At 49.3% G+C, this 16,260-nt stretch carries 3 protein-coding genes; all 3 read left to right on the forward strand.

Annotated elements, in window-relative coordinates; genetic code table 11:
- On the forward strand, positions 1 to 2,633 hold a 2,633-nt coding region (locus ACL9RM_RS23765), incomplete at its 5' end, for a condensation domain-containing protein (RefSeq protein WP_414126584.1).
- A gap of 164 nt (positions 2,634 to 2,797) precedes the next feature.
- Positions 2,798 to 14,011, forward strand: a complete 11,214-nt coding sequence (locus ACL9RM_RS23770) for a non-ribosomal peptide synthetase (RefSeq protein ID WP_250268210.1) — start codon at positions 2,798 to 2,800, stop codon at positions 14,009 to 14,011.
- Between the two features lie 264 nt (positions 14,012 to 14,275).
- Positions 14,276 to 16,177, forward strand: coding sequence for a serine hydrolase domain-containing protein (locus ACL9RM_RS23775; protein ID WP_250268211.1), 1,902 nt, complete (start codon positions 14,276 to 14,278; stop codon positions 16,175 to 16,177).
- Positions 16,178 to 16,260: the final 83 nt, after the last annotated feature.

A 16,260-nucleotide genomic window follows, 5' to 3' on the forward strand; every position in this document is an offset into this window, starting at 1 on the left:
GTTATGAACAGCCGCTTCATGTCGCATGGCTGTCGGCATTTGTATTTGACGCTTCAGTGAAGCAAATCTTTGCCAGCCTGCTGTTAGGCCACACCCTGCACGTGGTGTCCCGTGACGTCAGTCTGAGCGGAGAGCATTTGATCGCCTACTACCGCACGCACCGGATTGATCTGTCGGACGGCACACCTGCGCATCTGCATATTTTGAACGAAAGCGTCAATGTGACGGAAGCGCCGGAGGTGAAGCATTACCTGATCGGTGGCGAAGCATTATCCGTGCAGCTGGTAAATGTGTTCCTGCACAAGTGGTCCGGGTATCGTCCGGTCATTACCAACGTGTACGGTCCGACCGAAACCACGGTAGATGCGACTGCTTATACGATTGAAGATGTAGAGTCCCTGAACGCACTGCTGGAAAAAGGGGAGCATACGGTATCCATCGGAACGCCGATAGCGAACCAGTCCGTGTACATCTTGAACAGCCAGCAACAGCTGGTGCCGATCGGGATCGCAGGTGAGCTTTATATCGGAGGTGCAGGTGTCGGACGAGGATACCTGAACCTGCCGGAGCTGACGGCAGAGAAGTTCGTCCCAAATCCGTTCGCAGATGCGGCAGCAGCCGATCAAGCGGACAGCACTCACGCAAACCGGATGTACCGGACGGGCGATCTGGCCCGGTGGTTGCCAGACGGCAGCATTGAGTATTTGGGCCGGATCGACCACCAGGTGAAAATCCGGGGTTACCGGATCGAGCTGGGCGAGGTGGAAGCACAGCTGCTGACCGTGGATGGCATTCAGAAAGCCGTGGTCACAGCATGGGAAAACGAAGACGGACACAAGGACCTGTGTGCCTACATCATAGCTTCAGAGTCCCTGAGTTTGCCGGAGCTGCGCAATGCGCTGCAGCCGAAGCTGCCGGATTACATGATCCCGACGTATGTGGTACAACTGGATCGTTTCCCGCTGACACCGAACGGGAAAATCGACCGCAAGGCGTTGCCGGCACCAGAAGCACGTCTCGAAGGAGGCCTGGAGTACGTTGCACCGCGGACGCCGCTGGAAGCTAAACTAGCCCAAATCTGGCAGGATGTCTTGAAACTGTCCAGCGTAGGAGTCACCGACTCATTCTTTGACGTGGGTGGGCACTCCCTGCGGGCAACGACGCTGGTGGCCAAAATCCATCAGGAACTGGACAGCCGGATTACGCTGCGTGAGGTGTTCCAACACTTTACGATTGAGCAGCAAGCCCAGCTCATAGCTACGCACGGTACAGACACCTATACGGTGATCCCTGCGGCGGCGCAACAGGCGTACTACCCGGTTTCCTCGGCTCAAAAACGACTGTACATTTTGAGCCATCTGGAAGGTGGGGATCTCAGCTACAATATGCCGGGTGTATTAACCGTGGAGGGGCCGCTTCAGGCCGATCGGCTGGAAGATGCGTTCCGTCAGTTAATAGCCCGCCATGAAACGCTGCGGACTTCCTTTGAAATGGTGGAAGGCGAGGTCGTTCAGCGGGTTTACGATCAAGTGGAGTTTGCAGTAGAGCGCCTGCAGGCCAGGGGGTCCGAAGCCGAAGCCTATATCGAGTCCTTTGTAGGCAGCTTTGATCTTCGCCAGGCACCACTGCTGCGTGTCCGTCTCATTCAAACTGAACCAGAGCGCCATCTCCTGATGTACGACATGCACCATATTATTTCAGACGGTGTATCGTCTAACAATATCGTGCAGGAGCTGGTACAACTGTACGAGGGACAGGAATTGGAGCCGTTGCAAATTCAGTACAAAGACTACGCCGTGTGGCAGCAGCAGGAGATGCAGCGTGAATCATACCAACGCCGGGAACACTTCTGGCTGGAGCATTTAGCCGGAGAATTACCGGTACTGGATTTGCCAATTGCTTATCCTAGACCTGCTGTTCGCAGCTTCGAGGGTGCGATGTATGAATTTACAGTGGACACGAATGTATCCGAGCAACTGCACCGAATTGCGGCACAGACCGGAAGCACGCTGTACATGGTGCTGTTGAGCGCCTACACCGTTCTGCTGTCCAAATACAGCGGTCAGGACGATTTGATCATCGGTACGCCGGTAGCAGGCCGCTTGTTGCCGGAGCTGGAGCCACTGATCGGAATGTTCGTCAATACGCTAGCCATCCGGCATCAGCCGAAGGGCAACCAAACGTTCCACAACTACTTGCTAGAAGCCAGAGATCGTACGCTGCAAGCCTTCGAGCATCAGGATTATCCACTGGAAGAGTTGGTGGAAAAGCTGGATGTAGCACGGGATGCAAGCCGTAACCCATTATTTGACACTATGTTTGTACTGCAAAATACGGAGTCACAGGAAGCGAAGCTAGAAACGCTGTCCTTCAGTCCATATGTTCAGGAGCACAGCATCTCCAAATTCGATTTGACCTTGTCTATGAGTGATGAAGACGGGGAAATCAAGGGTTCCTTTGAATATTGCACGAAGCTGTTTGGAGCCGACGCTATTGAGAGATTAACCAGAGATTTGATAGCGATCCTGTCCCAGGTTGGGATCAATCCAGATTTGCTGTTAAGCGATATTCAGGTGAACTCGGACGAGCAACCGGAAGGCTTCTCGCCGGATTCCATCGACTTTGTTTTCTAAATCCGTTTTCTAAATGCAATGAATTCACTTTGCGTGTGCAGAGGGCGGCGGCTTGTCCGACTGCCCTTGCCTGCAAAGTATTCTTTTTCTGACACAACGCTCATGTACGTAACAACGCACCATCCAACCGGGGGAACAGGCCCCGAGAAGCAGGAGGGATGTCATTGAAAGCCTTATTTGAGAAGGAAAAAAATTACTGGAGTCATAAATTGGAATCTGAGGATCATATCATCTGCCTACCATACACCAACCATGTGTCCAGAAGTACAACTGTAACGAGTTTAAATTCCCATACGTACACGCTCACATTTCCAACTGAAATTTCCCAAAGAATATCATCTATAACAGGTGGCGCTCCATGGGCTGTGTTTATGGTCCTGCTTGCTGGAGTAGAGAGCTTATTGCATAAATACACATGTGAGGAACGCGTGCTGCTGGGCATTCCGGTAGCCAAGTCTAGCAACGGTGCTACAAAGCCGATCAACCATCTGCTTTTATTGAAAAATACGCTGGATTCCAGCACAACCTTCAAAGCCTTGCTGTCTCAAATCAAAACCTCTGTCGGCGAAGCAATTGAACATCAAAACATTCCTTTTTGGAACTATTCTGAATTACTTGACATTCAACGTAATGAGGATGGAAAGCCTCTTATTCACACCACAGTATCCTTGCAAAACATTCATATTTCTGATTTTTTGAGTCACCTACAATCTGAACTAGATTTCCAGTTTCAATGGGAACATGAAGCGGTCTCCCTGAACGTAAAGTATAATAGCGACCGTTATAGCGAGACGACGATTGAGCACTTTGTTGAGCAGCTTCTGCGGCTGTACACTATTGTTTTGCAGCAGCCAGAGTTGGCGATTTCCACAGCACAAGTGCTGTCAGAGCAAGAAGTAGAGCAGCTGGTCCATACGTTCAACGATACAAATGTGGATTATCCACGTCATGCGTCTATTCATGAATTGTTCGAGAAACAGGTGAAGCAGACACCACAGCAGGTGGCGGTAGTGTGTGGGCAAGATAGCCTAACCTATGCAGAATTGAATGAAAAGGCCAACCGACTGGCTCATTCTTTACGTAAGCAGGGAATCCGCACCGAGCAGACGGTCGGCATTGTAGCTGAACGCTCGATTGAGATGATTGTCGGTATGCTCGGAATTCTCAAAGCAGGTGGAGCATATGTACCCATTGATTCTGATTACCCGGATGAGCGTGTACGCTATTTGTTGAAGGATTCCGGTGCGGACATACTGCTCGTGCAGCGAATGGAACATCGGCCCACTGATTTTAAGGGAAGGGTGCTTGACCTTAGCGATGCTGTAATTTATGGAACGGATGATGCTGATCGTTACGATCCCATTTTGCCGAATGATCACGGAACGAATACTGATCCGGGATACGTGGACTGCCTAGATCCGTTCTACTCCATTTCCGCCAGTCCCGAACTTGCTTCTACGACAACCATACAACCAGAAAACATGCAACCCAAAGCTACGCAATCAGAACAAGCAAAACAAATACAGCACGCTAATGCTGCTGAAGAACAACCGAAAGCGAGCGCAGCTGGTCGCTTGGCCTATATTATGTACACCTCAGGGACTACAGGCCAGCCCAAAGGGGTTATGGTGGAGCACCGTAATGTCGTGCGTTTGGTGACAAACACAAATTATGCACGCTTGAATGCCGACACGCGCATTTTGCAGACCGGGTCTGTTGTCTTTGACGCGTCCACCTTCGAAATTTGGGGTGCGTTATTGAACGGTGGACAGCTGGTGCTGGTGAGTCAGGATGTTATTTTGGACGCGCCCAAGCTCAAGGAAGTTGTTCGCAATCACGGCATTACCACGATGTGGCTGACCGCACCACTCTTTAATCAGGTATCCCAGCAGGACTTGGAACTATTTGAGGGGATGCGGGAGCTATTGGTTGGTGGTGATGTGCTGTCCGTACCGCATATTAACCGGGTATTGGAGGCCCATCCGAATCTACATATCATTAACGGCTACGGTCCGACGGAAAATACGACCTTTTCCACCACACATGCCATTACCGGCGTTCAATCGGCATCTGTGCCCATTGGTAGCCCGATCCATAACTCGACGGCATATGTCGTGGACGGTTCGATGCAGCTCCAGCCTGTTGGCGCGTGGGGAGAACTGATCGTCGGTGGTGACGGGGTGGCTCGCGGATACCGCAACCGCCCAGAACTGACGACCGAAAAGTTCATTGACAGTCCGTTCCGTGGCGGCGAACGCTGCTATCGAACAGGGGACCTGGTGCGTTGGAATGCGGACGGGACGCTGGAATATAAGGGACGAATCGACGCGCAGGTGAAAATTCGAGGCTACCGGATTGAGCTGGGCGAGGTGGAAGCACAGCTGTTGAAGCTGGAGGCAGTCCGAGAAGCTGTTGTAATTGCACATGAAGATGAGCAGGGGCAAAAGCTGCTCTGCGCATATGTGGTCACCCATGCGGAAGTAGCGACAAGTGAGCTGCGTAGTGCTTTGAGCCAGGAGCTACCGGGCTACATGGTACCGTCGTATTTTGTGCAGCTGGAGCAATTGCCACTGACGCCCAATGGCAAGGTGGATCGCCGAGCGTTGCCACAACCAGAGGGAGGTGTAAGCTCAGGCGCAGAATATGTACCTCCTCAAAATCAATTACAAGCACAATTGGCTAGCATCTGGAAAGATGTGCTGGAGCTTGAGCGCATTGGGATTAAGGATAACTTTTTTGAGGCAGGAGGACATTCCCTGCGGGCGACACATGTCATATCACTCATCTATAAGGAATTGCATAAAAATGTGCAGCTAAAGGATCTGTTCCAGCATCCGACAATTGAACAGCTGGCGCAGGTTATTGAAGCACTGGAGCAAACCACCTATGAATCCATCCCTGTTACGGAGAATAAGCCATTTTATGCGGTTTCTTCAGCTCAGAAACGGATGTATATCCTCAATCAGCTTGATGGAGCGGGAATTAGCTATAACATACCTGGTGCCCTGACTCTGACCGGTTCACTTGATCACAAGGCACTGGATAACGCGTTCCGTCAGCTTATTGACCGCCATGAAACATTGCGCACAAGTTTTGAGACCATGAACGGTGAACCTGTCCAGCGAGTACATGACGAGGTTCCTTTTTGCATGGAATTGACCTATGCTCACGGAGCTGCCCCAAAGGAAACGGATGAGCTGGTACGTAACTTTGTCAAACCATTCGATCTGGGGCAGGCCCCGTTATTCCGAGTTGGTTTGATTGAAACAGACCCAGAGCATCATATTTTGCTCATGGACATGCATCATATCATTTCGGACGGCACCTCTATAAATGTACTAATTCAGGACTTCATTCATTTATATGCAGGCGACACGCTGCCATCGCTACGCATTCAGTATAAAGACTACGCCGCTTGGCAACAGAAGCAGCAGCAAAGTGAACGCTACCGGGAACAGGAAAACTACTGGCTCAATACCTTCGCAGGAGAGCTACCTGTGCTTGATCTACCGACTGATTATCCACGCCCAGCGGTGAGAAGCTTTGAAGGAGATGTGCTGGAATTTACGCTTGACCAACGACAAAGCGAAGGCTTAAAAAGCATTGCGGTGCAGACGGAATCGACATTATATATGGTGCTGTTGGCTGCCTATTCGGCTTTGCTTAGCCACTATAGCGGGCAGGAAGATATTATTGTCGGTTCGCCAATTGCAGGGCGGCCCCATGCGGATCTTGGCAGTCTGATCGGGATGTTCGTGAATACACTGGCAATCCGTAATTATCCAGAAGGCGGGAAAACGTTCCGCGATTATGTGTTGGAGGTCAAGGAAAACGCGTTAAAGGCTTTTGAACATCAGGATTATCCGTTTGAAGAGCTGGTGGAGAAGCTGGGCGTAGATCGAGATTTAAGCCGTAATCCGTTATTTGATACCATGTTTGCACTACAAAACATAGAGCAAAAAGAGCAGCAACTGGCGGGGCTGCAATTGGCATCTTATCCAAGTGAGCAAACGACGGCCAAATTTGATTTGAGTCTGTTCGCAGTGGAGGATGGAGAACAAATTTCCTGTGCTCTTCAATATGGAACTCGGCTGTACAAACGGGAAACCATTGAACGACTGACTGAACATTTGCAGCAGCTTATCAATGCGGTTATAAAACAGCCGGATATCGCTCTTTCGGCTATAGAAATGGTTTCGGCCCAAGAAAAAGAGCTGCTTGTGCAGAGATTCAATGATACGGTAGCAGACTATCCGTATCCACGAGATCAAGCACTGCATGTGCTGTTCGAGGAACAGGTAGCGCAATCACCAGATCGGCTGGCCATCACCTTTGCGGACATGCAGCTTACCTACCGCGAGCTGAATGAACGTGCCGACCGTCTGGCACGCATACTCGCTTCCCATGGGATACAGCGCGGGTCCGAGCCAGAGACACAGCGAGTAGGGATTATGGCTGAACGCTCCATTGAAATGGTCGTCGGTATGCTGGCGATTTTGAAGGTCGGAGGGGCTTACGTTCCCATTGATCCCGATTATCCTGAGGAGCGTATCCGTTATTTACTGGAGGATTCCAGTGCGGGGCTGTTACTGTTACAGCGACGTGAGCAGATGCCTTTTGAACCCGGCATTCCGGTCATCGATTTGAGTGATGAACAGCGATGCGATAGCAAATCTGAATGTGACGCTCAGACGGATGGAACAATTGCGATTACAACAGGGGGATCTTCCTCCGATCTTGCGTATGTGATCTACACCTCTGGTACGACAGGCAAGCCGAAGGGCGTGATGATTGAGCACCGTAATGTCGTGCGCCTAGTGAAAAACAAAAGCTATGCCATGCTTGATGAAAATACACGTATGCTGCAATTGGGCGCAGTTGTGTTCGATGCCTCCACATTTGAAATCTGGGGAACGCTGCTGAACGGGGGACAACTGTATGTGGTAAGCCATGACACTATTCTCGATGCCTCCAAGCTCAAACAGGCAATTGACAAGTATCGTGTTAATACGATGTTCATGACCACGGCTTTATTCAATCAGTATTCGCAGCAAGAAATCGGAGTGTTTGCGTCCCTGAAGGAGTTGCTCGTGGGTGGTGATGTGTTGTCTGTACCACACGTCAATCGTGTGTTGAAGGAGTACCCGCAGCTTCGCCTGGCCAATATTTATGGTCCGACGGAGAACACCACCTTTTCCACCATCTATGACATTACAGAACCGCAAACCCAGGCTATTCCCATTGGACGTCCAATTGATCACTCGACCGCTTATGTGGTCAATCGTTCGTTGAAGCTGCAACCTATCGGAGCCTGGGGAGAGCTGATCGTCGGTGGCGACGGTGTTGGGCGAGGATATCTGAATCGGCCCGAGCTTACGGCGGAAAAATTTATTGAAAGTCCATTCCGGTCTGGAGAATATTGCTATCGTACAGGGGATTTAGTGCGTTGGCGTGCTGATGGTGTACTGGAGTACAAGGGAAGAATGGATGAACAGGTCAAAATTCGCGGCTACCGCATCGAACTGGGTGAAATTGAAACCCGTTTGTCCACGATTCCAGGTGTGAAGGAATCGGTTGTTACCGTGCGGCAGGACGATCACGGACAAAAACAGCTGTGTGCCTATTTTGCAACAGACAGTGAATTGAGCGCCAGCGACTTACGTAACATTTTGTCGCAGGATCTGCCTGGCTATATGGTGCCGTCTTACTTTGTGCAGCTCTCCAGACTGCCTTTGACGCTGAATGGCAAAGTAGACCGCAGGGCACTGCCCGCACCTGAGCACAATCTCGATACAGGTATGGATTATGTGGCACCCGAGACGGATGTCCAACAGGCACTGGCTACGGCTTGGGGAGCCATTCTTGGTATCCCGAAAGTCGGAATACAGGATAACTTTTTCCATTTGGGTGGTGACTCCATCAAGGCCATCCAAGTATCGTCCCGCTTGTTTCAGGCTGGATACAAGCTGGAAATGAAGGATTTGTTCAAATACCCGACAATTGCGGGACTAAGCACACATATTCAGCCTGTTAACCGAATAGCCGAGCAGGGCGAGGTTACAGGAAATGTAGTGCTTACACCGATTCAGCGCTGGTTTTTTGAACAGCCAACGGAAGAACCACACTATTTTAACCAATCTGTCATGCTCTATCGTCAGGAAGGCTATGACGAACAGGCACTACGGCGGGCGCTCCATCAGATTACTTCGCACCATGATGCATTGCGTATGGTTTTTAGTTTGTCGGAGAACGGATGTACAGCATGGAACCGCAGTGTAGAGGAAGGCGAACCGTACCATCTGGAATGCTTTGACTATAATGACAGCGATGTAAACAAGCAAGATTTGGCGAAGATAATTGAAGCGAAATGCAATGAAATTCAATCTGGTATTTCCCTAAGCGAAGGTCCGCTGATGAGACTGGGGCTGTTCCGTTGCCCGGATGGAGATCATCTGCTGATCGTGATTCATCATTTGGCGGTGGACGGGGTATCCTGGCGCATTTTATTCGAGGATTTGGCGACTGCTTATGATCAAGCCTCCAAGGGTGAACAGGTGATTCAGCTGCCTCATAAAACAGATTCGTTCCAAACATGGGCCGAGCAGCTGCACGCTTATGCCAACAGTCCAGCTATGGAACATGAGCGAGCGTATTGGGGGAAACTTGCACAAGCGGAACTGGCTTCTTTGCCGCAGGATTATGGGCATAACGAGCACGAAAAGCCATCGATTGGCGATAGTGAGTCGGTTACTGCTTTGTGGACACATGCAGAGACAGAGCAGTTGCTCAAGCAGGCCAATCGTGCCTACCGTACAGAAATTAATGACCTGTTGTTGACGGCGGTAGGAATGGCATTGCAAGCATGGAGTGGAAATGATCGTTTCCTGATAAATCTAGAGGGACATGGACGTGAAGCCATTTTACCAGAGGTGGACATTACTCGAACGATAGGGTGGTTTACAAGCCAATATCCTGTTTTGCTCGATATGCCGGAAGAACTGGCACTTTCTCAACGGATTAAGCGTGTGAAGGAAGGACTGCGCGGCATTCCGCAAAAAGGGATTGGCTACGGTGTACTGAAATATTTATCCGACCGTCAGACACAGGCACCGGAGGCATCTCCAGCCATATTTACGACAGATCCCGAAATCAGCTTTAACTATTTGGGACAGTTCGATCAGGATATGAAAGGGAACGACTTGCAATCATCCTCATATGAGGGTGGGATGCCGCTGAGCCCGACCATGGCTCGAACGTATACGCTGGATTTTGGCGGCATTATTTCGGGAGGCCAACTGGGTCTGACGATTAGCTATAGTCGTACCAGCTATAGACCGGAGACCATCGAGCGATTGGCGAAATTCCTGGAATCGAGCCTGCGTGAAATTTTGGCGCATTGCATCCATAAAGAACTCCCGGAGCTTACCCCAAGTGATATTTCTTATAAAGGAATGAGTGTGGAGGGCTTGAACAGCCTCTTATCTGAAATGGGTGCTGCAGGTGAGATCGACAATGTATATGCACTGACCCCCATGCAGAAAGGGATGCTGTTTCACAGCCAGCTAGATAGTCAAGCAGCTGCGAATGACGCATATTTTGAGCAGGTTTCTTATGATATGCGAGGTCAGATGGACATTCGGGCTTTTGCAGAAAGCCTGAATATTCTGGTTCGGCGACATGAGGCGCTGCGTACACATTTTTATTTTGGCAGAGATACGGAACCGTTGCAGGTGGTGTATCGAAATCGGGATTGCGGCTTTCAATATGAAGATTTACACCATCTGGATGAGGAAGAAATAGATACCAGGGTGAAAAATTTCAAGCTACAAGATAAAGCACGGGGCTTTGATCTGCGTCGGGATGTCCTGCTGCGTGTAGCGATTTTACGTACCGGAGAAGACAGCTATCATTTTGTATGGAGCTTCCATCATATCGTCATGGACGGCTGGTGCCTGTCCCTTATAAATAAAGAAGTGTTTGAAAGCTATGCAGCACTTCAGGAGGGCAGAGTACCAGAGCTGGCACCGGCAGTGCCGTACAGCCGCTTTATTGAATGGCTGGAAGCACAGGATGCCAAGGCGGCAACCGACTACTGGAGCAGCTATTTATCCGGATATGAGCAGCAAACAGCATTACCAGCTGTAAAATCCGGTCGCAAGAGTGGAGGCAACACGGCTAGTGATTGGGTGACGGTTTTGGAACGTGAGTTGACCCTCCGGGTGGAGGAGACGGCTAAGCGATATCAGGTGACCATGAATACGTTATTACAAACCGTCTGGGGGATCGTGCTGCAAAAATATAACAACCACAGTGATGTCGTATTTGGTAGTGTCGTCTCAGGCCGTCCATCGGATATTATCGGGGTAGAGGATATTATCGGCTTGTTCATTAATACCATTCCAGTTCGCATTCTTAGTGAGGCAGGGGAATCTTTTGCAGAAGTTATGAAGAAAACACAGGAGCAGGCGCTGGCTTCTCATGCGTATGATACGTATCCACTGTTTGAGATTCAGGCATTGACCGACCAGAAACAGGATTTAATTAACCATATTATGGTGTTTGAAAATTATCCGGTAGATGAGCAGGTCGAAGAACTGGGAAGTGACGGGCAGGATACTTTCCCGATTTCCAACGTGGTGGCTGCAGAGCAGACTAACTATGATCTGAGCTTAGTCGTTATGCCGGGAGAATGCATCAAGATTCGTTTTATGTATAATGCGTTAAGTTATGATCAAACAGGCATTAAGCGTCTGCATGGGCATTTTGTGAATCTGTTGGAGCAAGTTTTGCTTAACCCGAATGTTTGCGTAGAAGAGCTGGAACTGGTTACAGCGGCGGAAAAACAACAAATTACAGGAGAGTTTAATGACACTGTCTCTGCATATCCAAGCAATCACACGATCCAAAAACTGTTTGAGGAGCAGGCACAGCGCACGCCGGATCATATTGCTGTAGCTTTGGGTCATCAATCATTGACCTATCGGGAACTCAATGAGACAGCCAACCGTTTAGCGCATACGCTACGTGATGCAGGGGTGAAATCCGATGAACCTGTTGGCATTTTGACGGAGCGCTCACTGGACATGATTACGGGAACACTCGCTATTTTGAAGGCTGGAGGCGCGTATGTGCCGGTAGACCCTCAATATCCGGAGGACCGTATCCGTTATATGCTGGAGGACTCGGGAGCTAAGCTGCTGCTGGCTCAGCAGGATTTACTGGATCGTTGCTATTTCGACGGACAGATTGTCAATCTGAATGAGGATACGTCCTACAGTGCAGATGCTTCCAATCTGGGTATAGATGGAGCGGGTAATCATGCTGCTTATGTCATTTATACCTCAGGTTCAACAGGTAAGCCTAAGGGTGTCGTAGTTGAGCATCAAAGTGTCGTGCGCCTTGTCCGCAATACGGATTATGTGCCATTTGATGAATCGACCCGAATGCTGCAGACTTGCGCGTTTGTATTTGATGTATCTACGTTTGAAATTTGGGGTGCGCTACTGAATGGTGGTCAGCTTGTTCTTGTGCATAAGGATGATCTATTGGACGCGGCCAAGCTTAAAGAGACGATACGGGATCATCGCGTCACCATGATGTGGCTGACCACACCGTTGTTTAATCAGCTTTCACAGCAGGATAGTAAACTTTTCGGCGATGTGAAGTATTTGTTGGTTGGTGGTGATGTTTTGTCTGCACCCCATATTAACCGGGTCCTGCGCGATAATCCGGACATGAACATCATTAACGGCTATGGGCCAACGGAAAACACAACCTTTTCGACGACGTATCACATTACGGAAGAACAGCTGGATTCTGTGCCGATCGGACGGCCCATCTGCAATTCGACGGCGTATGTTGTAGATTCATCATTTAACCTGCAACCGGTCGGAGCTTGGGGTGAGCTGGTCGTCGGCGGAGACGGAGTTGCACGTGGTTATCTAAATCGTCCTGAGCTGACGGCTGAGAGATTTCTTACTAACCCGTGGAGGGACGGAGATCGCCTGTACTGCACGGGAGACCTTGTTCGCTGGCGTGAAGACGGCATACTGGAATACGCTGGACGGATTGATCAACAGGTTAAAATTCGCGGTTACCGGATTGAGCTGGGTGAGGTGGAGGCGCGGCTGGCAAGTGTACCGTCCGTGCGGGATAGCGTGGTTATTGCTTTGCGGGATGGAGCAGGTCAGCAGCAATTATGTGCTTACTTTACTGCTGATGAACAGCTGACCATCCGTGAGATTCGAGCTGCGATGTCGGCCAGTCTGCCGAGCTATATGATTCCATCCGCATTTGTACAGCTGGATCGGTTTCCGCTGACGACAAACGGCAAAATCGACCGCAAAGCTTTACCTGTGCCGGACAAAGGGCTGCACACGGGTATAGAATATGTCGCACCGCGAACCGATGTGGAGCAGTTGCTGGCATCCATTTGGCAGGAAGTGCTTGAAATTCCACAAGTGGGTATCCATGATGACTTTTTCACGTTGGGTGGACATTCCTTGAAAGTACTAGAGCTTATACGCAAAGTTCACCTTGCCACAGACATTGAGCTTCCCATCCGTAGTGTAATGGACTTCCCGACTATAGAAGAGCAGGCGCTCACATTATTGAAAGCCGATCTGGAATACAAGGCCGATAGTCCAATCATTCGGTTGAATGAACACGGTCCGATCTCCATCTTCTGCTTTCCTCCTATGCTTGGATACGGGCTGTCGTTCGCGGAGCTGGCGAAACAACTGGATCAGGACGCAGTCGTGTATGGATTGGAGTTCGTGGATGATGCTGCGGATGAGCAGGCCATGCTGGCACGTTACGTTGATTTGATCGTCAGCACGCAAGCGCAAGGTCCGTATGTGCTGCTTGGTTATTCCATAGGTGGTAATCTGGCGCATAAGGTTGCTGACATACTGGAACGTCAAGGCCATGCTGTATCCGATATTTTTATGCTCGATTCGGTCAAAAGGGCGGAAGCCCTGCCCTTCACAGCTGAAGAAACAGAGCATGAAATTCATGACATGCTGGAACAGGTTCCCGACTCCTACCGTGAGCTGTTGAATGAAACGTACCAACGTAAAATGATCGCTTACGCGGTGTATGGCAACCAGCTTGTGAATACAGAGAGCGTTCAGGCGAATATTCACGGCTTTGTCGCCGTTGGATCGGAAACGGTGAGGGGTACAGGAGATAATCGACTTTTATGGAAAGACGCTACACAAGGTAGCTATGAAGAGCATAGCTTGATTGGTAATCATTATGAACTATTGGAACCCGGATTTATCGAGGAAAATGTAAAAAGTATCCGTGCCACAATACAAAAGATAACTCGGAACACGGACAAAGACATGACACAAGATTTGGCACAACATAAATCTTGAAAATCTATGGTCGGTGATGTAACGAACGGAATCACTAATTTTTAATCTGTAACACATGAATCCTGATCGACAGGTAAGAAGCCTTCTGCTTACACGATTCGATCAGGATTCGCTTTATCATGTGCACTCCCGCGATGGGAAGTGCGATGATTCCATAGCGCCATGCTGATGGCTTCCATACGGAGTATAAATATCTGCTCGCTATGCAATCACCGCACGGTTCAAATCATTAAATCAACTTCATACGTAAGGATGGTACTTCATATGAAGAATAAAGGCATTTGCTACCTATCCGCATTTTTAGCAGCGTTGTTTCTCTGGAACCTGCTCATTGCTTCGGCATGGGCAACAGACAGCATAACACCTGATTCATTGGAAAAAACAGTGGACGATATCATGGGTACAGAATTGGAAAAATTGCATATTCCGGGGGCTGCGGTCGTCGTGACCCAAGAAAACCAAATCCTTTTTAGTAAAGGCTATGGATATGCAAATCTGGAGCGGAAAGTGGCATTCGATCCAGCGAAGACCATTGTTCGTGTCGGCTCTCTAACCAAATCATTTAGTGCAAGCGCCACGATGCAGCTGGTTGAGCAAAACAAGCTTGATTTGAATGAAGACGTGAACAGCTATCTCCACAGCTATAAAACTACGCAATACCAAAATCAGCCTTTCAATTTGCATCAGCTTTTGACACATACCTCAGGATTGGATGAAGCGCTGTACGACATTAACAGCTCGACACGGGCAGACGTTTTGCCCACAGAGCAGTATCTCAGCACGTATTTTCAAAATCAGCCTCCCATCCGCAAACCTGGAATTCAGTATGATTACAGCAATGTCGCCTACGGTCTGATCGGTAATATCGTGGAGCAAGTAAGCGGTCAGAGACTGAACGATTACCTCCGTACACATCTGTTCCAGCCGATGAATATGCCCAGCGCGACGCTGGAATTGCCGTTAAATCATCCGGCACTGGCCCAATCGTATCAGTGGAAGGATGGAGGGTATTTGAAACAACCTTTGTCATATATCAATCTGCCGGGAGCAGGAGCGTTGAACGTCACACCCAACGAGTTTTCCCATTATCTGATCACTCATTTAAACCAGGGCAAGTATGAGGGCAAAGTGGTGCTCCAGCCACATACGGTAAAAGTGATGCATGCGCAGCAATTTGCAGTCGATGCACGCCTGGATGGCGTAGGCTACGGATTTTTCCGTGGTCATTTGGAGACGGGAGTACCTATGCTGTGGGCTACCGGGGAAATTGATGATTTTATTTCGGAAATGGTACTGATTCCGTCGCAAAAGATCGGTATTTTTGTGATCATTAATTCAGCTGACACGGACACCCTGCTTCATGGAAAAGTTATCCATGCGATAGCCCAAATGCTGCCCTCAGAGCCGCAGGCCGTTTCGCAGTCACTAGCTCGTTCTTCCACCCAAGTGAAGCTTTCGCCAGAGATTGAGGGCGTATATCAGGTGGATTCTAATCCTGTTCATGGGTGGGGAAAATGGATTCGGATACTGGGAAACATTACATACACCGTGCGAATTCAAGATGATCATACGTTAATTGTTAAAGGGAAATACCCAAATGAGAATGAAGCAACAGACAAAGTTTTTCAAGCAGCAGGCGATGGATTGTTTGTGGAAAAGGGGGGCCAGCTTAAAATTTTGCTGTATCAGGAAAACGGTACGTGGATGATGGTTGCCCCGGATAGTAAGACCATGAAGCAGACGACACTTTGGCACCGTACCTGGACTCTGCTTGTCAGCTACGCTGCCGCCTCCTTATTTTTCATCACGACCTTGCTGATTTGGATCGTAAGATATGTGATCAGAGATATCCGTAAAACGAATAGTCACATTTCGTCCAACCTTGCATTCATTGCGTCACTAAATACGATTTTTCTCGGGGTGCAGGTCATCTATGGTAACAATCAGATCGTGTATGGCTATTCCGCGTGGTATATCTGGGGAATTTGCACGCTGCCACTCATTTCAGCACTCATTGCCGTGTGGGTATTAATCGTGAATGGCGCAAAGCTGATTACAGGGGAAAGAAGAACCCGGGCTGCCGGGAAAGTCCTATTTGCGGTACTCACATTGCTGCATACGGTGTATCTTTTTTATTGGAATTTCCTTCCTATTCATTATTCCTAAAGATTTACAAAACAATGCATATTCGAACATAAATGAATGCTAAAATTTGTATCTGATGCCCCCCAGAAGGGCTTTAAACCAAC

The sequence above is a fragment of the Paenibacillus sp. S29 genome (assembly GCF_049319765.1).
In the GTDB taxonomy this organism is placed as follows: Bacteria; Bacillota; Bacilli; order Paenibacillales; family Paenibacillaceae; genus Paenibacillus; species Paenibacillus polymyxa_B.

Bases quoted from the DNA above. Each gene is read 5' to 3' on its own strand.
- ACL9RM_RS23775 (WP_250268211.1), top strand. From the start codon at position 14,276: ATGAAGAATAAAGGCATTTGCTACCTATCCGCATTTTTAGCAGCGTTG.